Consider the following 22045-nt stretch of genomic DNA (forward strand, 5'->3'; position numbering starts at 1 on the left):
CCCCGCCGCCCGGCTAGCCGGAGGTGATGACGGGCGGCTTCCAGCTGTGGTCCACGGCCTGCGGCTGGGGCGCGTACAGCCGCATGGTCAGGGTGAACGCGCCGTTCTCCGGGATGGGCAGCCAGTTCGCGGTCGCGGCTTCCGGTGCCGGCCCGGCGTTCTGCACGACGACGTCCACCGGCGGCACTCGGGACGCTAGCCGGCGCGAGTCAGCCTGCGGCTCAGCTCTTCCCACGGCCAGGTGTTGATGACGCGGGCAGCGGGGACACCGTTGTCGGTCGCGCGCTGGGCGCCGTAGCCGAGGAAGTCGAGCTGGCCCGGGGCGTGGGCGTCGCTGTCGATCGAGAAGTCGCAGCCGATCTCCAGGGCCCGGCGTAGGAGGCGGGACGGGGGATCGCGGCGTTCGGGGCGGGAGTTGATCTCGACGGCCACGCCGTGGTCGCGGCAGGCGGTGAAGACCTGGTCGGGGTCGAAGGCCGATTCGGGGCGGGTGCCGCGGGCGCCCTCGACCAGGCGGCCGGTGCAGTGGCCCAGGACGTGGGCTCGGCCGCCCGACACCGCGCGCACCATGCGTCTGGTCATGGCGTCGCGTTCCATGCGGAGCTTGGAGTGCACGCTCGCGACCACCACGTCGAGGCGGGCCAGCAGGTCGGCGTCTTGATCGAGTGAGCCGTCGTCGAGGATGTCGACCTCGATGCCGGTGAGGATCCGCATCGGGGCGAAGCGTTCGCGCAGTTCGTCGATGACGTCGAGTTGCGCTCGCAGCCGGTCCGCGGACAGGCCGTTGGCCACCGTGAGGCGCGGCGAGTGATCGGTGAGGGCGCAGTACTCGTGGCCCAGAGCCTGTGCGGCGGCCATCATCTCGTCGATCGGCGCCGAGCCGTCCGACCAATTCGAGTGCAGGTGCAGGTCCCCTTTGAGGGCCGCCCGCAGCTCGCCGCCGCCCAGGTCCCCGGCCGCGGCCCGCAGCTCCACGAGCAGGTCCGGTTCGCCGCCCGCCCACGCCTGGGCGATCACCGCGGCCGTCTTGGGCCCGATGCCGGACAGGGACTGCCAGCCGCCGGATCGGCCCAGCGTCTCGCGCTGGGCGGGGTCGAGCCGTTCGACGATGTCGGCGGCCCGGCGATAGGCCATGACCCGCCGAGACTCCTCGCGGGCGCGATCCTTGAAATAGGCGATCTCACGCAGTGCGGCGACCGGATCCATCACTCCAGTGTGCGCGCGGACCGGGACGGGACGCGGGTGCGGCTACGGTTACCGGGTGACGAGTTCGACTACGCGCACCTACGGCGGGCTGTCCGTCGACGACCGCAGGGCCCAGCGGCGGCGGCAGTTCCTGGCCGCCGCGCTCGTGGTCTTCGGCGACGACGGGTACGCCAACAGCTCCATCGCGAGCATCTGCCGGACCGCCGGCCTGGCCCGCGCGCAGCTGTACGAGCACTTCGACAATCGCGAGGATCTGCTGCTCGCGGTGTACGACATGATCCAGGAGGACGCGCGGACCGCGCTGGTGACCGCGCTGTCCGAGACCGACGCGACCGGTATCGCGGCCCGGGCCCGGATCGCGGTCACCGCCTATGCCGAATCGCTCGGCCAGGATCCGCGCCGGGCGGCGATCTCGTTCGTGGAGATCATCGGGGTCAGTGCGCGCGTGGAACAGCACCGGGTGGATCAGCGCCGGATCTGGCTGCAGTTCGCCGAGGCCGAGTTGCGCTACACCTTCGGCGCGGACTACACGCCGCCGGGCGGATATGCTTCCGCCGCAATGGGATTCGTCGGCGCCCTGATGGCGCTGGTGCACAATTGGAGCGCCGCGCCGTCGCGGGCCGCACTCGACGACATCATCGAGACGCTGACCTGCTTCCTGACCGGACTGGCGCCCGCGCCGAGCTGACGGCCCGGGCCACGGCCGGTGCCGCGGCGACCCGCGCGGCCCTGAAGCCGACCGGCAACGACCGCGGGTACTCGGCCTACTGCGTCTCGGTACGCGCCCGAAGGTGAGACTGTTCAGTATCACAATTGAGACAACCCGGGAGCCTTCGCGCCACCGGCCAGCTACCATCGGCGATTTGTTAGACGTTTTCGTTCAACAATCTGTCCAGGTACGGATCCGGGATACGCTCGACCACGAGTCTGCCCCGCGTCGAACTACTTCGTGAAGGGAGCATTCCTCGCCGATGCCGCAGCACAGCAGGACGGCGCCGCACCTGTACGGACGCGACCGGGAATGCCGGGAACTGGACCGGCTGCTGGACCGGGCACGGGCCGGCGACGGCTCGGCGCTGCTACTCATCGGCGAGCCCGGCATCGGGAAGACCGCGCTGCTGCGCTACGCCGGGTCTCGCGCCACGGACTTCCGGGTACTGCACTGTCGTGGCGTTCCCAGCGAATCCGAATTGGCCTTCGCGGCACTGCACCAGTTGCTGTGGCCGGTGCTCGACCGGGTGGACGCACTGCCCACCGCCCAGGCCGCGGTGCTGCGCGGCGCGCTGGGGCTCGGCGGGCACGCCGGGGACCGCATGCTCATCGGCGTCGCCGTCCTGACCCTGCTCTCGGAGCTGGCCGAGGAGCGCCCGGTGCTGATCGTCATCGACGACCTCTATCTGCTGGACGAACCCAGCCGCAACTGCCTGCGCTTCGTGGCCCGGCGCGTCGCGGAGGAATCCGTGGTCGTCTTGGCGGCGACCCACCCCGGGACCGCCAACGCCGAGGCGACGCCCAGCCTGACCCTCGCGGGGCTGGATGCGCTCAGCGCCAAAGAGCTTGTCGCCGAGAATAATCCGGGACTGAGTCCGCCGCGCACCAAGCGGCTCGTCCAGCTCACCGGCGGAAATCCCCTCGCGCTACTGGAATTGGGCCGCGGCGCGAGCGTCGAACTCGGTCCGGCCGCGAACGCTCCCCTGCCGCTGGGGCCGCGCCTGCGGGCCTCGTTCGATGCCAGGTTGCGGACGCTGCCCACGACCGAACGCACAGTCGCGCTCGTCGCGGCCGCCGACGACGGCGCGGACGCGCGCACGGTGCGCACAGCCGCGGAACTGCTCGGCGTATCCGCCGAGAATTGGTCCGCCGCACTGAACTCCGACCTCCTGCACCTGGCCGATGGCCGAATAACGGTCGAGCACCCGCTGATTCGCGCGGCGGTGTACGAGAGTGCCGAACCACGGGCGCGCCGGGCCGCGCACGCGGCGCTGGCGCGGGCGTACGCGGACATCGATCCGGACCGGCACGACTGGCACCTCGCGGCCACGGCCACCGAACCCGACGAGAACATCGCCGCCACCCTGGACGCCGCCGCCGAACGCGCGCGCATCCGCGGCGGCGCGCTGTCGGCGGCTCGGCTGTATCGACGGGCCGCCGCACTGTCGCCGGACGCGGAGGCCGCCGCGTATCGGCTGGCACGGGCCGGGCGGGCGGCCTGGGACGGCGGCGACGTCGAATCCGCACGGGAGCTGCTGACCGGGGCCGAGGAGCGGATCGGGTCCGCGCGGGTCGGCGCGGCCGCAGGTGGCCTCGCCGGACTGCTGGAACTGGGGCTCGGCGATCCCGAGCGCGCGCGGCACATGCTGCTGCGGGACGCGGAATCCGCCGCACCGGGCTTCGGCGCGGAACTGCGGCATCTGGCGCTGCGCGCATCCTGGGCGTTGCGCGATCCGCTCGGTGCGCCGCAGCTGCGCGACATCGCCGCGATCGACATCGCGAGCGGCGCCGACCTGCTCCCGTACCGCCTGCCGATCGCCGAGGTCGCCATCGACCTCGGCGCGGAAACCCATGCGCTGCGGCTGTATTCGGAGTGCATCGAGCGCATGCGCGCCGAAGGACCCATCACCTGGCTCGGCTACTCACTGAGCCAGCGGGCCATGCTGCGCTGCGCACTGGGCGCCTGGGACGACGCCATCGCCGACGCCCGGGAGGCGATCGCGCTCGCCGAGGACTTCGGCGGTCTGCAGACCCCCGCCTATGGTTACAGCGCACTGGGTTTCATCGCCGCGGTGCGCGGCGACACCGCCGCCGCGGCCGAGCTGACCGAGCACACCCTGGGATTCGCGATTCCGCGCCGCTTCTATCCGCTGACCGCCGGGGTGCATTGGTCACGCGGTGTCGGCGCGCTCGGCGCGGGGCGACCGGACGAGGCGTTCGACGCCCTGGACCCGATCTCGGCCCCGGGGCATATCGCGCACCACCCGACCGTTGCCGTGCTGAGCGCGGCCGATACCGCGGAGGCCGCCATCCGGATCGGCCGATTCGACCACGCCCGTTCCTGCCTCGACCGTTTGATCGCGCACGCGGAACGCGGCGGCGCGGCCTGGGCGGTGGCGGACCGGCATCGGGTCGAGGCACTGCTGACCGGTGACGACGGGGCCGAAGCGCTGTTCGCGGCCGCGCTGGTGGCCGCGCCCGCCGGTCGCCCCTTCACCTACGCCCGCATCCAGCTGCTGTTCGGCGAATGGCTGCGGCGGGTGCGCCGACGTCACGAGGCCCTGGAACTACTTCGTGCGGCACACAACACCTTCCAGCGTTCGGGAGCGCGCCCGTGGGCCGAACGCGCCGGGCGCGAGATCATCATGGCCGGCGACCGCGCCACGACCGCGACGCCCGCGACCTCGCCCGCCGCCGACGTTCTCACCGCCCAGGAATTGCAGGTGGCCCGCCTGGCCGCGACCGGCCTGACCAACCGCGAGATCGCCGCCCGCCTGCTGATCAGTCCCCGCACGGTGGGAAACCACCTGTCCCACATCTTCGCCAAACTCGGCCTGGCCGGTCGCGGCGATCTGGGCAACATCGATTTCGAGAACGGCTTCCGGCTGACGACCTGATTGGACGGCAGCGAAGTTGCTGCGGCGCAGCGCCCCCGGCCCGAACACCGCACGATCGCACACGGCGGAAGCGCTCCGCCCTGAGGCTTTCGCGTGGGCCGCTCCTCAGCGAGACGACAGCCGACTCAACGAGTGCTTCGGCGTTGTACCCGACCAGCTTCCGCACGGCGTGGCACCCGGGGCCGGCTGATTCCGCTGCGGCGGGTGCTCGTGCGGCGGCCCCCTCAGTGCGTCGGAATCGGGCGCGAGTCAGCCCGAGCCGGGAGCTCGGGTTCGGACGTCGCTGAGCGCAGCCGCCACACCGCCGGCGCGACCGCGCCGCAGCCGATCGCGACGACGACCGTGGTCCAGCCCGGAACCCAGGGGTCGGCGGGCGGGCCGTGAAACCACACCTTGGCCTCGCCGACGTGCCCGAAGCGACGGCTGGTGATCACCGCGACCACCGAGGGCGCGACCAGCGTCATCAGGGCCAGCGCGGACGTGGACAGTTCGCGCGGCACGATCGTCCCGAAACAGTAGCCGCCGATCGCAGCCGTCACGGCAGCCCCCGCGACGGTGAGCGACTCGGCGCGCACCGCGTTGTTGAGCACGGCTTCGAAGACGGCGAGCGACACCGTGGCCGCCACGGCGAGCACCGGGCGCGGATATCGAGCCCCCGCGGCCAGGCCGACGGCCACCGCCACCACCAGCACCGGCGCGGCCCAGCCCGGACTCGGCCCGGTCCCGACCACGCCGCCCGCCACCGCGAACGTCACCGCCATGGCGACGAGCACGCCGTCGCGCGCGGGCAGCAGCAGGGCGGCCAGCAATGTCGCGAGCACCACGAGCGCGCTCCCGGCGATCACCCGGAAGAACCAGTTATCTTGTTCGGCAAGTACTTCGGTGCGGATCAGGGACGCCGACACCAGCACCAGCACCGCCGCGACCGGGCGCAGCGGGATCTCCTCGACCGGCACCGCCGAGTCATAGCGGTGCCGCCACAGACCCCAGCCGAGCAGCCCAAGCGCGATCACGAGGAGCACCAGGGAGGGCGGGTCGACCAGGGCCCACCGCACGAGGGGGTGCAGGTGCTCGCGATCGGCCGTCGGCGTGACGCGGTTGCCGATGATGATGCCGGACAGCGCGCCGAGCAGCAGTCCCGCCCGGGCGAGGCTACGCCGGCCCGCGAGCGCGGTCAGCGCGCCCAGTAGAGCGCCGCCGACGATGGCGTCGGCGTAGCCGAAGGTCGCCAGTTCGTGGGTCAGTCCGCGGGCCACCACGTGGCTGAGCGAGAGCAGCGCGCCGAATCCGACGGCGGTCAGCCACACCATACGCATCGTCGCCGCCGCACACAGCACCGCGACGACCACCGCCGCCAGCGCCGCGGTGGCGGTGGCCCGCGGGACGTTGAAAATGAGCATCTGCAATTCCACGACCGAACCCCTTGCTGCCCAGGGGAAGTCGACCGGCACGGTGACCGCGAGACCCGCGACCGCCGCCGCGATGCACAGGGTCGCGACTTCCAGCCGATACCGCGCACCGCCGCCCATCGCACACTTCCTTCCGAACCGCCCCGGCCACTCCGGCCGGGTTCGATCGCACGCTACGAGCCCGCACGACGCCCGGCCTCACGCGATCCGGGTGAACAGCGCACCGTGTGACGGGCCGCACACCCGGAGTACGCTTTCTTCCGGTTGTCCGGTTCACCAGGCGCTTTGTCCGGTTCACCACGTGCCGATCGGGTCGCTTCACCCGCAATGGGTGGGGTCCGGCGGTCGCGGCGCTCCTAGCGTGAAAACGAATCGATCGGAGCACCGCTCGGATACCCGTGTAGCCCCGCAGGACCGGTCCGGAAACGGAACAGGAGCATCCATGCGAATCGATGTACACGCGCACTACTGGACCGACGACTATCTCGATCTCCTGGTCGGCCTCGGCAAGACCGACACCGATACCCAGCGCGGAATGGGCGCGGGCCGGGGCGCGGAACTCGCGGCCAGACTCCGGCTCATGGATCGCGCCGGGGTCGACATGCAGGTGCTGTCCAGCGCACCGCAGAACCCCTACGGCGAGGATCGGGAAAAGGCCGTTGCCGCAGCGCGTTTCGTGAACGACCAGTACGCCGGCGTCGTCTCCGCCTATCCGGACCGGTTCCTGGCCTTCACATCCGCGCCACTACCGCACATCGATGCCGCCATCACCGAAATACGCCGGGCCCTCGATGATCTCGGCATGGTCGGGGTGGCGCTGAACACCACGGTGCTCGATCGCGCGCTGGTGGATCCCGAATTCGCCCCGATCTTCGCCGAACTCGATCGGCGCGGCGCGGTGCTGTACCTGCATCCGGCGGGGAACAGCGCCTGCTCGCCGCTGATCTCCGGCTATCACCTGACCTGGATGGCGGGCGCGCCGATCGAGGACACGATCAGCGTCATGCAGTTGATCACCAACGGTTTTCCGCTGCGCTATCCCAACATCAAGATCATCAACTCGCATCTGGGCGGTGCGCTTCCCATGCTGTTGCAGCGCGCCGACAACCAGTACCTGTGGGAGGCCCCGCAGACCCCCGAAGCGCCCAGCGTTCTCGCGCGCATGATGTGGTACGACACCGTCGGGCACGGGCACCTGCCCGCCCTGCGGGCCGCCATCGACTCCTTCGGCGCGGATCGGCTCGTCCTGGGCACCGACTTCCCCTACGAGGCCGACAAGATCTTCGTTCGCGCGATCGACTACATCTCCGATCCGAGCATCGCACCCGAGGATTCGAGCGCGATCCTGGAAACCAACGCCGAGCGATTGTTCGGACTCGTGCACGCCGCGAGTCGCACCGCGTGATCTCCACGGCCGGCCCGCGTGGCCGGCGCGCCCGGATGCTCCCGGTCGCATTCGTTTCGAAAAGGCACGACATCAGCAGGCACGACATCAATGGAGAGGTAGACCCGTAATGGCCAAGCCCGCAATCGTTCTCGTCCACGGATTCTGGGGCGGCGCCGCCCACTGGGCGAATGTCATCGTCGAACTGAGGCAGCGCGGATACACCGACCTGCACGCCGTGGAGAACCCGCTGACCTCGCTCGCCGACGACGCCGAGCGCACCCGCAAGATGGTTCGACAGATCGACGGGCCGGTGTTGCTGGTCGGTCACTCGTACGGCGGAGCGGTCATCACCGAGGCCGGTGACCTGCCGAACGTGGTGGGCCTGGTCTACATCGCGGCCTTCGCCCCGGACGCGGGCGAGAGCCCCGGGCAGATCACCCAGGAGCAGCCGCCCGCCGCCGCCGCGAACCTGGCCCCCGATTCCGACGGCTACCTCTGGGTCCGGCAGGACAAATTCCAGGAGAGCTTCTGCCAGGATCTGTCCGATGACGACGCCCTGGTCATGGCGGTGACCCAGAAGGCGCCGCTGGCCTCCACCTTCGGCGACACCGTCACCGCGCCGGCCTGGAAGGTCAAGCCCAGCTGGTACCAGGTGTCCACCGAGGATCGAATGATCCACCCGGACAACGAACGTCGCATGGCGGCGCGGATCGAGCCGCGCAAGACCATCGAACTGGCCGCGAGCCACGCGTCGCTGGCCTCGCAGCCCAAGGCCGTGGCCGATCTGATCGACGAGGCCGCCGCCGATCTCGGCTGAGTCCGGGCCCGGCACGCGGGCGCGGCGTCCCACGCATCATCGGCGATGCCGCGCCCGCGACCTGCTTCACTACCCGCGAACGCGTGTGAGGAAGACCATCGTCCGCTGGACCAGTTCCTATTTGCTGTAAAGTCGCCGGTGGCGGTTGTGATGTGTCTGCACTCGAACCGGAGGTTTCGGTGACCACCTCACAACGAACATCTGAATGTCCCCGGTCGGCCCTGGAGCGCGAAGCGCCCTACCGGCCGCCCACCCTGACCTGTGAACCGCTCCCCCGGCCCGCGCTCTACGAACGCCTGGCCGCCGCCGACCCCGCGCGGGGTGGCGCCGTGGTGGTGCTCAGCGCACCCGCCGGCGCGGGAAAGACCGTGCTGCTGCTGGATTGGATCGAGCGTCGGCTGCGCCCGAACGCACCCGAGACCGCCGTCGCCTGGCTGACCATCACCGAATCCTTCGACGCCGATCGCGGCCGCTGGCCCGTCGTCACCGACGCGCTCTGCGCGGCGCTCGGAATCGGCACGCCGCCACCGGGAATCACCTTCGCCGCGCACGTGATCAACACCCTCGCCGACCGCGCGACCCCGACCGTGCTGGTGGTCGACGACGCGCATCTGATCACCGACTCCTTCGTGCTGGCCGCGGTCGAATACCTCATCAGGCACGCGCCGCGCACCCTCACCGTCGTGCTGTCCGGGCGGTACGAACCGCCACTGCGCTGGCACACCCTCGGGGTGGAGGGCCGCGTGGTGCGGATCCGCAAATGGGATCTGGCGCTGTCCGAATCGCAAGTGGCGCAACTGTTCATCCGGAACGGCTGTCCGCTCGACCCCACCGAGCTCGCGACGGTGACGACCCTGACCCAGGGCTGGCCCGCGCTGGTGCGGATCGCCGCGCTGGTGGTGGCGGGCAGTGCCCGCGACCGCGCCGCGGCGTTCGCCGTGCTCGCGCGTCCGGCGCCCGCGGTGGTGGATTTCGTGGTCGCGGAGATCCTACGCCCGCTACCGGATCGGCTGCTGGAGTTCCTGATTCGCACCAGCGTCCCGGAGCGATTCACCGAGGCGCTCGCGGACCGGCTGCTCGGCGAGCGCACGCACGCGATGCTGGACGAGTTGCAGCGCAAGGGTTTCCCCTTCACCCGGGGCACCGGGGACGGGGAGCTGTGGTTCACCTACCACCCCATGATCCGGGCGTATCTGCTCACCGAGGCTCGCGGCCGCGGTGACGCGGCGCTGACCGAACTGCGCCTGACCACGGCGGGCTGGCTGAGCGAGACCGGACGGCCCGCCGCCGCATTCCCGCACCTGGTGGACCTGCTCGATCCCGAACCGCTGCGCGAGTTCGTGCGCGACAGGGGCCTCGGGCTCGTCTTCGACGGCTCAGGCCCGCACCTGCTCGCGGCACTCGATCGCGCGGGCTCGGCGCTGTCCGATGATCCGTTCGTCTGGCGCCTGCGCGCCATCGACGCCGTCATGCGCGGCGCGGACCGCGATGCCCTGGCCTACCTCGACCTGATTCGCAGCCAGCCCGCGCACCTGCCGTCCCTCGCCCCGCCGGAGTGGCTGGACGCCCTCGGTTACGCCCTGACGATCGACGCGGTACTGAGTTCCGGTGCGAGCCCGGACGATCCGGCCACCCACTCGGACTCGCTCGCGACCGGCAATCTCGACATCGACTGCTATCTCGCGATTCAGGTGGCCGGAGCCATGCTGCTGCGCGGGCGCCTCGAGCACGGTGAAGCCCTGCTGCGCACGGGTATCACGCTGGCCGAGCGCACCGGCCGGCATCGCCTCGTGACCCGGGCACTGGCCCGGCTGACCGTGGCCGCCATCTACGCGGGCGCGATCACCGGCGCGCGCGCCCGGGCCGAACACGCCCTCGAGTACGCGGCCCGGTACGAGGTCACCGATGTGGGTGACACCCAGCGCATGCAGCTGGTGGTCGCCCTGACCCGGTACGTGCAGGGTGAGAAGTTCGACGAACAGCAGATCCACGACATCGCGGCGGCCACGTACGAGGTCGATCACGCGGGCCTGCCCGCCGCCGGCCTCACCGCCCTGGTCTCCTGCCAATTCCTGCTGAGCCGGGTCGCCACCGACCGGTACACCGCCGTCCATCGGGTGCGCGCCGGCCTGCTCCGGCTGCTGGAATCCGATCCGCTGCCCACCGGCAACCAGGGCGTACAACTGCCCGGCATCGTGCGGTCGCTGCTGCAGCTGCGGGAGCCGCGACCGGCCCGGGAACTGGTGGACCGGGCGCGTGCGGTGCTCGGCGATACCCCGGAAGTGATTCTGGCGCAGGCCATGCTGGCCGATGCCGCCCACAAGCCCAGGTCGGCGCGCGCGCTGCTCGAACCGCTGCTGTCGGGCGGCCGGCGGCTGTACTCGGTCACCGAGGTCTCGGCGTGGCTGCGCTACGCGAGCGTCCTGCACACCCTCGGCATGCCGTCCAAGGCGGCGTCGGCATTGGAAGCGGCGCTGCGGCTCGCGGCCGCGGACACGCTGGTGTCGCCGTGGCTGGACGTGCCGGAGGCGATCGAACTGCTCGATATCTACGCGGGGCGCTTCGGGCGCCTCGACGACTACGCCGAGCGGCTCCGGCATCACCCGGCGGCGGTGCGCGGCGGCACGCTGCCGCCGCTGACCGAGTCGGAAACGATTGTGCTCAAACAGCTTCCCTCCGGGCGCACGACGGGACAGATCGCCGCGGACCTCGGGGTGTCCATCAATACGATCAAGACTCATCTGCGCGGGATCTACACCAAACTCGAAGCCAATACGCGGGTCAACGCCGTGGAGCGGGCCCGCCTGGTCGGTCTGCTTTAGCCGCTCGCGGAAGAGACGGGCCGCCTCCGGCGGCGGTTGTGCTGGAAGGGGTGGAGGGCGGCCCTTCTCGTCCGGGAGCGTCGGACGATCTGCGGGGGATCGACCGACTCCGCCATGGTCCCCCGCGCTCGGCGGGCGCCGCCAGGGCATTACCCATAGGGATACCCATACCCGCCACCCCGTGGACGCGAGGCGCTCCGGATGCCACGAAGCGCCTCGCGTCGACGGGTCATGAACCGGCCGGATGGCACCGAATCACCGTTGATTCCACCGTCCACCCGGCCGGGAAGCAGGTCGCGCGCCGATTCGGCGCGCCCGCGCGAAAGATGGGAGGTCGCCGGGAATCGGGCGAATTCGGGGGCGACCTCCCGGCTTCCAGCCTGCCGGATGGCATGCCGCCCGCCCAGGGCCGAAGACGCCACGTTCGTACGAACACGCCACGGTGGCCGGAAAAAGCTCAGTTTCGCAGGGCCCAGCGGCGCAGTGCCCGGCGTAGCGAGGCGGGATCGGCGTAGCCGAGCAGGGCGGCCTGCTCATCCCTGGTGAGCCCCGACCCGGCGCTCGCCAGCAGGCGCCGGTGCCGGGCGCGTTCGAGTTCGCGTCGCCACGTGGTGCCCTCGTCCGCCAACCGGCGCTGCAGTGTGCGCGGGCTGACCGCGAGCCGCCGCGCCACCGCCTCCAGGCCCGCGTCGCCCGCGGTCAGCGCGGCGTCCACTTCGTGCTCCAGCCGGTCGGTCCATCGGATGGACCGAACCGGCGGCCCAGACGGTGCGATATCGAGAGCGGTGCTCCCCTCCGACTGTCTCCCGGCCATGAAACGCGCCCTGGGAGCGCGGAAAACGACATTCATGTGTCCTTACCCCGCCGCGGCACAAGTATGACCGGTACACACCGGAATTCCGCGGTCGAGTATCGAATTACGTTTCCGCGCAATAACTCTCGAGTTCGTCCGAGTATCGCGAACGCGCGCGCGAATTACGCGCGCCCGGTGAGGCCGACCACATCGGGGTGATGTCGCCCCCGCGACATCGCTTATTGCGGTCCGGGTCACAGGGATGGCATAGTGGGCGCAATTCTGAGACCGAGAAGTCTCACAGTCCGTGAAGGAATGTACCCATGAAGACCAGGGACAGGTTCGGCCGGTTGGCGCGGTTGGCGGTGATCCCCCTCTCCGCGCTGGTCGCGGTGATGGCGATGACCGTGCCCGCCGCCGCCGAGCCGGACGCACCGGCAACGCCGCCGATCGAACCCGTGAAGGTGATCCCGCTCCCGCCCGAGCTCGACCCGGGGTTCTACCGCCCCGCGCCCGAGATCGTGGCCGCCACCGCGCCCGGTGGGATCATCGCCGCCCGCCAGGTGAATCTCGCGAATTTCGGGCTCATCCCGCTCAACGTGGACGCCTGGCAGGTGTCCTACCGGTCCAATGACAGCCGGGACGACGCCATCGCGGCGGTCGCCACCCTGATCAAGCCGCGGGGCACCTCGCCGACCCCGCGGAAATTGCTCTCGGTGCAGATCGCGGAGGATTCCACCCAGGGCTACTGCAGCCCGTCGTACGCGCTGCAGCACCTGTCGCCCTCGACCTTCCTGGGGCAGATCGTCGCGCCCGCCGAATTCCTCTTCGCACAGGCCGCGCTGCAGCAGGGCATGGCCGTGGTGATCCCCGACCACCAGGGCCCGAACTCCGCGTACGCCGCCGGCCCGCTCGGCGGCCGCATCACCCTCGACGGCGTGCGCGCCGCGACCTCGTTCGCGCCGCTGGAGGCCGGACCGGGCGCGCCGACCGCGCTCTACGGCTACTCCGGCGGGTCCATGCCGACCATGCACGCCGCCGAGATGCGCAAAACCTATGCGCCCGAACTGAATATCGTCGGCGCGGCCTCCGGCGGCACCGGCGCCGATCTGGGCGCGGCGCTGAACATGGCCAACAACCAGGCCACCGCGGGCCTGGTCTTCGGCGCGGTGCTCGGCCTCTCCCGCGAGTACCCGGAGTTCAAGGCGCTGCTCGACACCAAGCTCAACCCGGTCGGGCAGGTGCTCAGCGCGATCAAGGCGCCGCTGTGCGTGCAGTACCAGACCGCGCTGCTGCCCTTCCTGAACATCTACGGCCTGATCAACAGCCCGGATCCGTTCGCCGAGCCCGCGGTGCAGAAGGTGCTCGCCGATACCAAGCTGGGCACCACGCTGCCGGATATGCCGCTGTTCCTGTGGCATTCGCAGTTCGACGAGATCCTGCCGCTGCACTCGGCGAATGAGCTGGTGGACACCTACTGCCGCGATTCCTCCGCGCAGGTGACCTATACCCGAGACTGGGCGAGCGAGCACATCGTGGCCGAGGTCGTCGGCGGCCCGGCCGCGCTCCTGTGGCTGTTCGACCGGCTCGACGGCAAGCCCGCGCCGACCGGCTGCTCCACCACCGACATGCCGTCCATGCTCGGCACCCCGGGTGAGCTGGAGATGCTCGGCCACACCCTGGGCGAGACCCTGGCGTCCTTCTTCGGAAAGCCCATCGGCGCGGCCTGATTCGGCCCCCGGCGATGACAAGAACGCCGGCACGACACCTTCCGCGAGTGTCGTGCCGGCGTTCTGCTGTCCGGCGGGCGAGCGCTAGTGCGCGGTCGGTGCCTCGGCGCGGGCGAGCAGGTCCTCGACGAACCGCAGCGTCTCCCCCGCGCCGTCTTCCGCAGCTATACGGTCCGCGACCCGGGCGGCGTTGGCGCGCAACGCGGTATCGGTCACGGCCCTGGTGATCGCGTCGGTGAGCCGGGGCGCGGTCAGCTCGGACTCGGCGATCAGGTCGGCGGTCACGCCGAGCAGTGCGGTGCGGTGCGCCCAGAACCGCTGTTCGGGGATCTTCGGCACCGCGACGGTCGGGATGCCGGCGCGCAGCGCGGCGGCGCAGGTGCCCGCGCCGCAGTGGTGCACGGCCGCTGCCAGGTGGGGAAAGAGCCAGTCGTAGGGAATCTCACCGATGTTCAGCACGTCGTCGTCGGTGACGCCCAGCCCGGACCAGCCCGCCTGGACCAGGCCGCGCACCCCGGCCGCGCGCAGGGCGATGCGCACCATCGCGCCCAGCTCGGCGGTGCGCTCCGGGGAGTTCATGTTGCTGCCGAAGCTCACCAGCACCGGGGGCGGGCCCGCCGCGAGGAACTCCACCAGCGCCGCGGGCGGTTCGAAATCGGCGGGCCGGGCGGGCCACCAGAAGCCCATGACCTCGAGTCCGGGCCGCCAATCCGCCGGTCGCGGCACCAGGGTGGGTGAGAACCCGTGCAGGATAGGCCATCCCGCCGCGGTGCGGCGGCGGCGCAGCGTGCGCGCCGAGACCCGGGGCAGCCCGAGTTCGCGCCGGAACCCGGCGATGACCGGGCGGTAGTACCGATCCACCACCCACGCTCCGGCGTCGGCGAACAGCCGATTGCCGAGCCGCCCGCGCGACCAGGCGCCGGTGAAGGACGGCGGGAAGTCACCGGTGGCGGACATGTGCTGCAAACGCACACCGGCGGTGGGGATTCCGCGCGCCTCGGCGAACGGATGCCCCGCGAACTCGGCGTACGGCGAGAGCAGCAGCAGGTCGACGGGCTCGTTCCGCAGCGCCGCGATCAGCCCCTCGCCGATCACCCGGAAACCGAGTCGAGTGTTGAACTCCTTGGTGATCCGGTCCTGGATCTCCGCCTCGGTCCCCTCGAACCCGAAGTTCAGACCCAGCTCGATGAACCGCAGTCCGCACCCGGAAATCATTGCCGCATAGGGCTCGTGGGCGGCGATGGCCACCTCGTGCCCCGCCTCCCGCAGCCGCAGGCCGAGCCCGGTCAACGGCGCGACATCCCCCCGCGTACCGATCGCGACGATCACAATCCGGCTCATCGATCTCCCGCTTCCGTGGACGCCGATGTCGCGGTGGTCTGCACCGAAGTCGCCGGAATCGTCGCGGTCGGCGCCGCATCCACCCGAGGCGCGGCGAACTCCGTTGTAGCCGGACCAGTCTCGGCGGACCGCATTGTCGCCACTGGCGTCTCGCCGGTCGGCACCGCGGCAGACGGTGCGTCGAGCGGCTGTGTCGAGGCTGCTGCCCCCGGCGCCGCCTCGGTCCCGGCCGGTGAATTCGCCAGGTGCGCTTCGATGATGCGCACGGCGGCGCCGATCCCGTCCTCGTCCGCGAGGGCGGCGGCCGTGCGGGCCGCGTTCATCCGAACCCCACTGCCGGTGACCGCCAGGCGGATCGCGGCGGCCAGGCGGTCGGCGGTCAGTTTCGGGTACGGGATCGTCGCGGCGCTCACCCCGAGCCGCTGCAGTCGGTCGGCCCAGAAGGGTTGATCCGAATAGACCGGGACGCCGACCACGGGCACGCCCGCGCGCAGCCCCGCCGCGGTGGTCCCGGCGCCGCAGTGGTGCACGACCGCCGCCGTGCGCGGGAAGAGCCAGTCGTGCGGCACCTCCCCGATGGTCAGGATGTCCTCCCCGGTGACGTCGAGCTGGAGCCAGCCCGCCTGCACGACGCCGCGCACACCGGCCTGCGCCAACGCCTCGCCCACGAGCTTCGAGGCCCGCGCGCTGTGTTCGGCGCTGTCGACCATGCTGCCGAAGCTCAGGAAGACCGGGGGCGGTCCGGCTTCCAGGAATTCCACCAGCTCGGCGGGCGGTTCCCAGTTCAGCGGCCGCGGCGGCCACCAGTACCCGGTCACCTCCAGTCCCGGACGCCAGTCCGCCGGACGGGGCACGACATGCTCGGAATACCCGTGCAGCACCGGCCATTCCGCCGCGGTGCGGCGACGGCGCAGTTCGCGGGCGGGCACGACGGGCAGACCCAGTTCCGCGCGCAGATCCGCGATCGCCCCGCCGTAGGCGCGATCCACGATCCACGCGCCCGCCTCGGCGGCCATCCGGTTGCCGAACCCGCCCAGCGAGAACGCGCCCATGGACGAGGGCGGATTGTCGGCGGTCGCGGACATCGGCTGGAATCGCAGCCCGATCGCGGGAATCCCCTTGGCCTCCGCGAGCGCGAGAGCGGCGAATTCCGCGGGCTGTGAGCACAGCAGCAGATCGGCGGGCTCGTCGCGCAGAGCCTCGATGATGCCCCGGCCGGTGGCGCGCACCCCGGCGGGCGAGGCGAAAGCCCAACCGGCCTTGCGCTTGTCGACATCCGGGGAGGTCATGTCGATGTCGAGATTGGTAGCCATGAGCCGGAATTCGAGTCCGCAACCGGTGACCAGTTCCTCGAAGACCGAATGCGCCGCGACCGTCACCCGGTGCCCGGCCTCGCGCAGGCGCACCCCCAGACCGGTCAGCGGCGCGATGTCGCCGCGACTGCCGATGGTGACGATGACTATGCGGCTCACGCTCCCGCCTCCACCGTCGCCAGGATCGAAAGCCACTGCGCCACGATCTCGTTCACCCGCTCGATGCCGATGCCGCCGGTGGGCGAGTGCACCGAGTAGTGCACGCTGCGCACGCCGTCGAGTTCGCTGGTGCCCAGGAACATGCTCATGTCGAAGACCGTCAGGCGCGCCTGTTCGGCCGAATGCGCGCCCGGAATCCACACGCCGACATCGCCGAGGAAGTTGAAGTAGTACTTCGGGAAATTGAAGCGTGCCACGTGCGGCCAATTGCCCGGGTCGTGCCAGAAGAGCAGGGTGAAGTCCTCGGGGTGGGCGGGATAGCGCGCGATGGCATCGCGCAGGCGGGCACCGTGGTCGCCGGGCGCCGGGCGGACCAGCCAGGGATAGTCGTCCGAGAGCCAGGCCACGGTGCGGCTCAGGTCGGTGCCGGGGCGCAGGCGACTGTAGCGGCCGTGCTTCTGGACCTGGATCGAGCGCGGCACCCCGAGCACGTCTTCGATGGCCAATCCCAGAGCCACCAGCAGGATTCGCGTGTAGGAGGCGTCGAACGCGCCGGGCAGCGTGTCGAGCAGGCGGGCGGCGACCGCGCCCTCGATGACGCCGTCCCGGTGCGCGGAGGCCGGTTCGGCGGCGCGCTCGAGCTGATTGGGTTCCGAATCCGAGGCCGCGAGCCAGGATTCCAATTCCCCGGCGCGGGTGGGCGCGAGTTCGTCCAGGAATTTCGCCCATTCCGAACCGGTGATGGGTTCGGGCGTCAGCGAAATGGCCTCGCCCGCTTCCCATTGCCGGACATAGGTGGCGACGTCGTCCCACATGACCCACATGGCCACGCCGTCGATGGCGATGTGGTGAATGGTGAGCAGCAGGATATTGACGTCGAACGAGCGGGTGAGCAGCGCGGCGGTCACGATCTTGCCGCTCGGCGGATCGATGCGCAGATTGCTCTTCGCGGTCTCCTCCGCGATCACCCCCGCGATCTCCTCGGGTCCCACGTCGTCGATGTCGACGAGCCGCAGATCGATTCTGTCGCTGTCGGTTTCGGCGCCGATCTCGGTGTCGATCAGGCAGGCGGCCTCATCGCCGTAGGTGTACCGACTGCGCAGCGATTCGTGATTGTCGATGAGTGCGCCGAGTAGTCTGCGGCCGTCGTCCGCGCCCATCGAGACCGGCACGGGGCAGGGAATGGTTATCCCGAATACGCCCGGATTCGCGTCCCAGGTCAGGAATTTCTTGGCGGCTGCGGTGAGCCGCCCGGGGCGCAGGGCCGACTGGTCCGTCCGGGTGGAATTCATCAGGCAAATATTGAATGCGCAGTGCCGGTTGGCAACCGGCCGGATACCCCAGTCATGACCTCGATCGGCGGCCGGTACCACCGGGCGGAATACCGGCGGCGCCGGGTACCACCGGCAGGGGTACTCGCGCCCGCGCCCGCCGGCACGGTCACGGGCCGGCCGAATCCGGCGATTCGCCGGGGCGAAATACCGTTCCGGCCACCGGATCGCAAGTCCGCCGGGTACATTCGATCGGCCCGTCACGATCTCGACCATCGCTGCCGTGAGGTTCCCGCGCGTCCACCGGAGGAGTCATGACACCGCTGCATGTTCTCGCGCTCGTCGGCAGTCTGCGCGAGGCCCCGGTGAGCAGACGGTTGGCCGAAGCCGCCGAGCGGACGGCGCCGCCGGGTATCGAGGTGGCGATCTTCGAGGGGCTGGACCGCATACCCGACGCCGTCCCGGAGTCCGACGAGCCCGCCGAGGTGCCCGACGCGGTCGCGAACCTGCGCGAGTCGATCCTGGTCGCGGACGCGGTCCTGGTGCTCGCCCCCGCGATCGACGACCTCCTGCCCGAGCAGTTGCGCACCGCGATCGACTGGGCCTCGCGCCCCTACGGCGAGGGCGCGCTGGAGGGGAAGAAGACCGCGCTGTTCGCGCCCGCCGGCGGGGTGAGCGCGCAGGCGCGGGCCCTGGTCGATCTGCGCCGGATCATCACCGTGGCCGGTGGCGTCCTGGTGGAGAACGCGTGCGCGACCATCGGCCGGGGCGCGGACCGGCCCGAGCACGAGCATCCCGCCGACGACGCCGACACCGTCGCGCAACTCGTCGCACAACTGCGCCTGCTCGGCGCGGCGGTGCGGCCCGGAGCGGTCCGGGCCTGATCACGGCACCCGGCACCGGGTGGTAAGCCGAAGTTCCGCGGGGCACCGTTCGGTGTTCATGGAGCGGCCCGGGTACGGGAAGTACCGTGAGATATGGCCATGTCGCGTCGGCAGTTGTTGAGATTCGGCGCCGCCGGATCCGCCGCGGTGCTCGCGGGCACGGGCGTCGCCGCCGGTAGCCGCTTCGCCCGGACCCGCCCGCTGGGCGGTTATCCCTTTCGGCTCGGGGTCGCCTCGGGCGATCCGCTGCCGGACGGAGTGGTGCTGTGGACCCGGCTCGCGCCCGATCCACTCGCCCCGGACGGGCACGCGGGCATGGCCAACGCGCCGGTCACCGTGGAGTACGAGGTGGCGCACGACGAGGCGTTCACCCGGGTCGTGGCGCGCGGGAGCGCGGTGGCCGCCCGCGAGCTCGGGCACAGCGTGCATCCGGAGGTCAACGGCCTCGAGCCGGACCGGTGGTACTTCTACCGCTTCCGTGCGGGCTCGGACATCTCCCCGGTCGGGCGGACGCGCACCGCACCCGCGATCGGACAGGCCATGGCGCGCATGCGTTTCGCCTTCGCCTCGTGCCAGTCCTGGAGCTCGGGGTTCTTCACCGCCTACGACCACATGGCCCGCGAGGACCTGAATCTCGTGGTGCACCTGGGTGATTACATCTACGAGCGCGGCTGGACCAACGGCCGGGGCAAGCCGGACGAGGAGGCGCCCACCGGCGAAGCCGTGGATCTGCGCGGTTACCGGCTGCGCTACGCCCAGGCCAAATCCGATGATTCGCTCATGTCCGCGCACGCGGCGTTCCCGTGGCTGGTGACCATGGACGACCACGAGGTGGACAACAACTGGGCCGGGAACTCCGGCGGCATCGGCGTGGACGTGTATCGCCTGTCGCCCATCTTCCGGCGTCGCCGGGCCGCGGCCTTCCAGGCCCTGTACGAGCATCAGCCGCTGCGGATCGCGCAGCTGCCCTCGGGCCCGAACATGCTGCTGCACCGCCGCTACGGTTTCGGCGACCTGGCGGACTTCACCCTGCTCGACACCCGCCAGTACCGCACGAAGCAGGCGTGCGGCGACGGCAGCCTGGTGGCGGGCTGTTCCGACAGATTCGCCGGCGATCGCACGATTCTGGGCGCCCGGCAACGGGATTGGCTGCTGGACGGGCTCACCTCCTCCCCCGCGCGCTGGCAGATCCTGGGCAACCAGGTGGCCATGGCGCGCTCGGACTACGACACCGGTCCGGGGGTGAAGCTCGGCACCGACGCCTGGGACGGCTATGTCGCGGATCGCAATACGCTGCTCGGGACCGCCGCCGATCGCGACGTGCGCAACCTGGTGGTGATCACCGGCGACCGGCATCACAACTACGCGGCGGATCTGCGGCGCGACTTCGACGATCTCGACTCCGCCGTCGTGGCGGCCGAATTCACCGGCACCTCGATCAGCAGCGGCGGCGACGGCGCGGACATGAACGACACCGGCCGCACCCTGCTGGCCGCCAATCCGGACGTGAAGTTCTTCAACAGCCAGCGCGGGTACGTCCGGGTCACCCTCGATCACGATCGGCTGCACAGCGATTTCCGGGTGGTCCCGTACATCCGCCGGCGGGGCGCGCCCATCGCCACCCGCGCCGGCTACGTGGTGAACGACGGCGTGCCCGGTGTGGTGGAGGCGTGGACGCCCGCCGCACCCGACTCCTCCGCGCCCGGCGCCGCCAATCAGGCGGGCGGGGCGGGCGGCAGCGGCAACTGATCAGTCCAGCGGGCCGGTGATCGACTCGGCGGCCGCGACCAGGGCTCCGGTGGCGGCCAGGCGCACCGCCGCGTCGATCTCGGGCGCGAGGTAGCGGTCGGCCCCGGGACCGGGGACCGATGCGCGCAGCGCGGCGACGACCGCGGCGGTCGCGGGCGCGGGGGTCAGCGGCGCGCGCAGGTCGATTCCGCGTGCGGCGGTGAGGATCTCGATGGCGAGTACCCGGGTGAGGCCGTCGACCGAACGGCGCAGCTTGCGCGCCGCGGCCCAGCCCATGGACACGTGGTCCTCCTGCATCGCCGAGGACGGAATCGAGTCGGTGCTGGCCGGATTCGCCAGCCGCTTGAGTTCGGACACGATGGCGGCCTGGGTGTACTGGGCGATCATGTGCCCGCTGTCGACGCCCGGGTCGTCGGCGAGGAAGGCGGGCAGCCCGTGGTTTCGGGCCACGTCCAGGAAGCGGTCGGTGCGCCGCTCGCTCATGCTCGCCACGTCCGCGGCGACGATGGCCAAAAAGTCCAGCACGTACGCGACGGGCGCACCGTGGAAGTTGCCGTTGGACTCCACGCGCCCGTCGAGGGTGACCACCGGATTGTCCACCGCGGCCGCGAGTTCGCGCTCGGCCACGGTCCGCGCGTGCGCGAGGGTGTCGCGGGCCGCCCCCGCGACCTGCGGGGCGCAGCGCAGGGAGTACGCATCCTGAACGCGGGCGCAGTCCGCGCCGCGATGGCTGGCCACGATCGCCGAATCCGCCAGCACCCGGCGCATGTTCGAGGCGGCGACGGCCTGTCCCGGATGCGGCCGTAGCGCCTGCAGGTCCGCGGCGAACACCCGGTCGGTGCCGAGCTGGCCCTCCACGCTCATGGCCGCGGCCACGTCGGCCAGCGTCAGCAACCGCTCGAGGTCGGCCAGCGCGAGCACCAGCATGCCGAGCATGCCGTCGGTGCCGTTGATCAGGGCCAGGCCCTCCTTCTCCCCGAGCACCACGGGAGTCAGGCCGTGCCGGTCCAGAGCGGCTGCGGCGTCCAGGGTTTCACCGTCGGCGGTGCGCACCCGGCCCTCGCCCATGACGGCCAGGGCCACGTGCGCCAGCGGCGCGAGGTCGCCGGAACAGCCGAGGCTGCCGTACTCGTACACGATCGGGGTGATCCCGGCGCCGAGCAGATCGGCGTAGGCGCGGGCGAGTTCGGGGCGCACGCCGGTCCGGCCGGTGGCCAGGGTCGACAGCCGCAGCAGCATGAGCGCGCGCACCACCTCCGGCTCGACCTCGGCTCCCGAGCCCGCGGCGTGCGAGCGAATGAGACTGCGCTGCAACTGGGTTCGCAGCTCCGGCGGAATGTGCCGGGTGGCCAGGGCGCCGAAACCGGTGGACACCCCGTACACGGGTTCGGGGTGTCCGGCGAGCTCGCGGATCCGGGCGTGGCTCGCGGTCATGGCGGCCACCGACTCCGCGGACAGTTCCACCGCCGCGCCGTGCCGCGCCACGCGGAGCACGTCATCGCGACCGACGGGCCCGACCCCCACCGTCACGGGATCGCTTCCCGCAGGTCGAGCGG

At 71.1% G+C, this 22045-nt stretch carries 15 protein-coding genes and 1 pseudogene; 8 read left to right on the plus strand and 8 right to left on the minus strand.

The window, feature by feature from the left end:
• Positions 1-13: 13 nt before the first annotated feature.
• Both ACWDOP_RS05310 and ACWDOP_RS05315 read right to left on the minus strand, forming a co-directional pair.
• Positions 14-187: a DUF1214 domain-containing protein gene (locus ACWDOP_RS05310; protein WP_456344029.1), complete on the minus strand. Its 174-nt coding sequence runs from the start codon at positions 185-187 to the stop codon at positions 14-16.
• Between the two features lie 8 nt (positions 188-195).
• A complete protein-coding gene (locus ACWDOP_RS05315) occupies positions 196-1206 on the minus strand; it encodes a PHP domain-containing protein (protein WP_456344030.1) in 1011 nt (336 codons plus the stop codon).
• A 55-nt stretch (positions 1207-1261) separates the two neighbouring features.
• Here ACWDOP_RS05315 and ACWDOP_RS05320 point away from each other — a divergent pair, with 55 nt between their 5' ends.
• Positions 1262-1894, plus strand: coding sequence for a TetR/AcrR family transcriptional regulator (locus ACWDOP_RS05320; RefSeq protein ID WP_456344031.1), 633 nt, complete (start codon positions 1262-1264; stop codon positions 1892-1894).
• Between the two features lie 283 nt (positions 1895-2177).
• Complete coding sequence (locus ACWDOP_RS05325) at positions 2178-4814, plus strand: AAA family ATPase (RefSeq protein ID WP_456344032.1); 2637 nt, start codon at positions 2178-2180, stop codon at positions 4812-4814.
• A 224-nt stretch (positions 4815-5038) separates the two neighbouring features.
• On the opposite strand, the gene ACWDOP_RS05330 is transcribed toward ACWDOP_RS05325, so the two are convergent.
• Complete coding sequence (locus tag ACWDOP_RS05330; protein WP_456344033.1) at positions 5039-6343, minus strand: hypothetical protein; 1305 nt, start codon at positions 6341-6343, stop codon at positions 5039-5041.
• A 322-nt stretch (positions 6344-6665) separates the two neighbouring features.
• Between ACWDOP_RS05330 and ACWDOP_RS05335 the strand changes: the two genes are divergently transcribed.
• From ACWDOP_RS05335 to ACWDOP_RS05345, 3 genes are all read left to right on the plus strand, one after another.
• The gene (locus ACWDOP_RS05335) at positions 6666-7628 is read left to right on the plus strand and encodes an amidohydrolase family protein (protein WP_456344034.1); all 963 of its coding nucleotides are present in this window, start codon (positions 6666-6668) and stop codon (positions 7626-7628) included.
• A gap of 109 nt (positions 7629-7737) precedes the next feature.
• Positions 7738-8427 (plus strand): alpha/beta hydrolase, encoded by a 690-nt coding sequence (locus ACWDOP_RS05340; protein WP_456344035.1) that lies wholly within the window; start codon positions 7738-7740, stop codon positions 8425-8427.
• 179 nt (positions 8428-8606) lie between these two features.
• Positions 8607-11249 (plus strand): LuxR C-terminal-related transcriptional regulator, encoded by a 2643-nt coding sequence (locus tag ACWDOP_RS05345; RefSeq protein WP_456344036.1) that lies wholly within the window; start codon positions 8607-8609, stop codon positions 11247-11249.
• A gap of 457 nt (positions 11250-11706) precedes the next feature.
• On the opposite strand, the gene ACWDOP_RS05350 is transcribed toward ACWDOP_RS05345, so the two are convergent.
• The gene (locus tag ACWDOP_RS05350) at positions 11707-11964 is read right to left on the minus strand and encodes a helix-turn-helix domain-containing protein (RefSeq protein WP_456344037.1); all 258 of its coding nucleotides are present in this window, start codon (positions 11962-11964) and stop codon (positions 11707-11709) included.
• 401 nt (positions 11965-12365) lie between these two features.
• Here ACWDOP_RS05350 and ACWDOP_RS05355 point away from each other — a divergent pair, with 401 nt between their 5' ends.
• Positions 12366-13772, plus strand: a complete 1407-nt coding sequence (locus ACWDOP_RS05355) for a lipase family protein (RefSeq protein ID WP_456344038.1) — start codon at positions 12366-12368, stop codon at positions 13770-13772.
• Positions 13773-13856: 84 nt separating this feature from the next.
• On the opposite strand, the gene ACWDOP_RS05360 is transcribed toward ACWDOP_RS05355, so the two are convergent.
• The 3 genes and pseudogenes from ACWDOP_RS05360 to ACWDOP_RS05370 form a co-directional block, all read right to left on the minus strand.
• Positions 13857-15113: a glycosyltransferase gene (locus tag ACWDOP_RS05360; protein ID WP_456344039.1), complete on the minus strand. Its 1257-nt coding sequence runs from the start codon at positions 15111-15113 to the stop codon at positions 13857-13859.
• A gap of 263 nt (positions 15114-15376) precedes the next feature.
• Positions 15377-16585, minus strand: a pseudogene (locus ACWDOP_RS05365) (glycosyltransferase); the annotation flags it as partial.
• Positions 16582-17877 (minus strand): condensation domain-containing protein, encoded by a 1296-nt coding sequence (locus ACWDOP_RS05370; protein WP_456344040.1) that lies wholly within the window; start codon positions 17875-17877, stop codon positions 16582-16584. The pseudogene ACWDOP_RS05365 and the gene ACWDOP_RS05370, both read right to left, overlap by 4 nt.
• Positions 17878-18170: 293 nt before the next feature.
• Here ACWDOP_RS05370 and ACWDOP_RS05375 point away from each other — a divergent pair, with 293 nt between their 5' ends.
• Both ACWDOP_RS05375 and ACWDOP_RS05380 read left to right on the plus strand, forming a co-directional pair.
• Positions 18171-18740 carry an NAD(P)H-dependent oxidoreductase gene (locus ACWDOP_RS05375; RefSeq protein ID WP_456344041.1) on the plus strand — a complete coding sequence of 190 codons (570 nt, stop codon included), beginning with the start codon at positions 18171-18173 and terminating at the stop codon, positions 18738-18740.
• A 93-nt stretch (positions 18741-18833) separates the two neighbouring features.
• A complete protein-coding gene (locus tag ACWDOP_RS05380) occupies positions 18834-20489 on the plus strand; it encodes an alkaline phosphatase D family protein (RefSeq protein WP_456344042.1) in 1656 nt (551 codons plus the stop codon).
• On the opposite strand, the gene hutH is transcribed toward ACWDOP_RS05380, so the two are convergent.
• On the minus strand, positions 20490-22019 hold the full coding sequence (gene hutH / locus ACWDOP_RS05385; protein ID WP_456344043.1) for a histidine ammonia-lyase: 1530 nt from the start codon (positions 22017-22019) through the stop codon (positions 20490-20492).
• Positions 22020-22045 lie beyond the last annotated feature (26 nt).

It is taken from the genome of Nocardia sp. NPDC003693, from assembly GCF_053981095.1.

Excerpts from the sequence above, each read along its gene's own strand:
- ACWDOP_RS05315 (WP_456344030.1), bottom strand. The coding sequence starts at position 1,206 with ATGGATCCGGTCGCCGCACTGCGTGAGATCGCCTATTTCAAGGATCGC.
- ACWDOP_RS05325 (WP_456344032.1), top strand. The coding sequence starts at position 2,178 with ATGCCGCAGCACAGCAGGACGGCGCCGCACCTGTACGGACGCGACCGG.
- ACWDOP_RS05330 (WP_456344033.1), bottom strand. The coding sequence starts at position 6,343 with ATGGGCGGCGGTGCGCGGTATCGGCTGGAAGTCGCGACCCTGTGCATC.
- ACWDOP_RS05335 (WP_456344034.1), top strand. The coding sequence starts at position 6,666 with ATGCGAATCGATGTACACGCGCACTACTGGACCGACGACTATCTCGAT.
- ACWDOP_RS05340 (WP_456344035.1), top strand. The coding sequence starts at position 7,738 with ATGGCCAAGCCCGCAATCGTTCTCGTCCACGGATTCTGGGGCGGCGCC.
- ACWDOP_RS05355 (WP_456344038.1), top strand. The coding sequence starts at position 12,366 with ATGAAGACCAGGGACAGGTTCGGCCGGTTGGCGCGGTTGGCGGTGATC.
- ACWDOP_RS05360 (WP_456344039.1), bottom strand. The coding sequence starts at position 15,113 with ATGAGCCGGATTGTGATCGTCGCGATCGGTACGCGGGGGGATGTCGCG.
- ACWDOP_RS05370 (WP_456344040.1), bottom strand. The coding sequence starts at position 17,877 with ATGAATTCCACCCGGACGGACCAGTCGGCCCTGCGCCCCGGGCGGCTC.
- ACWDOP_RS05375 (WP_456344041.1), top strand. The coding sequence starts at position 18,171 with ATGACACCGCTGCATGTTCTCGCGCTCGTCGGCAGTCTGCGCGAGGCC.
- ACWDOP_RS05380 (WP_456344042.1), top strand. The coding sequence starts at position 18,834 with ATGGCCATGTCGCGTCGGCAGTTGTTGAGATTCGGCGCCGCCGGATCC.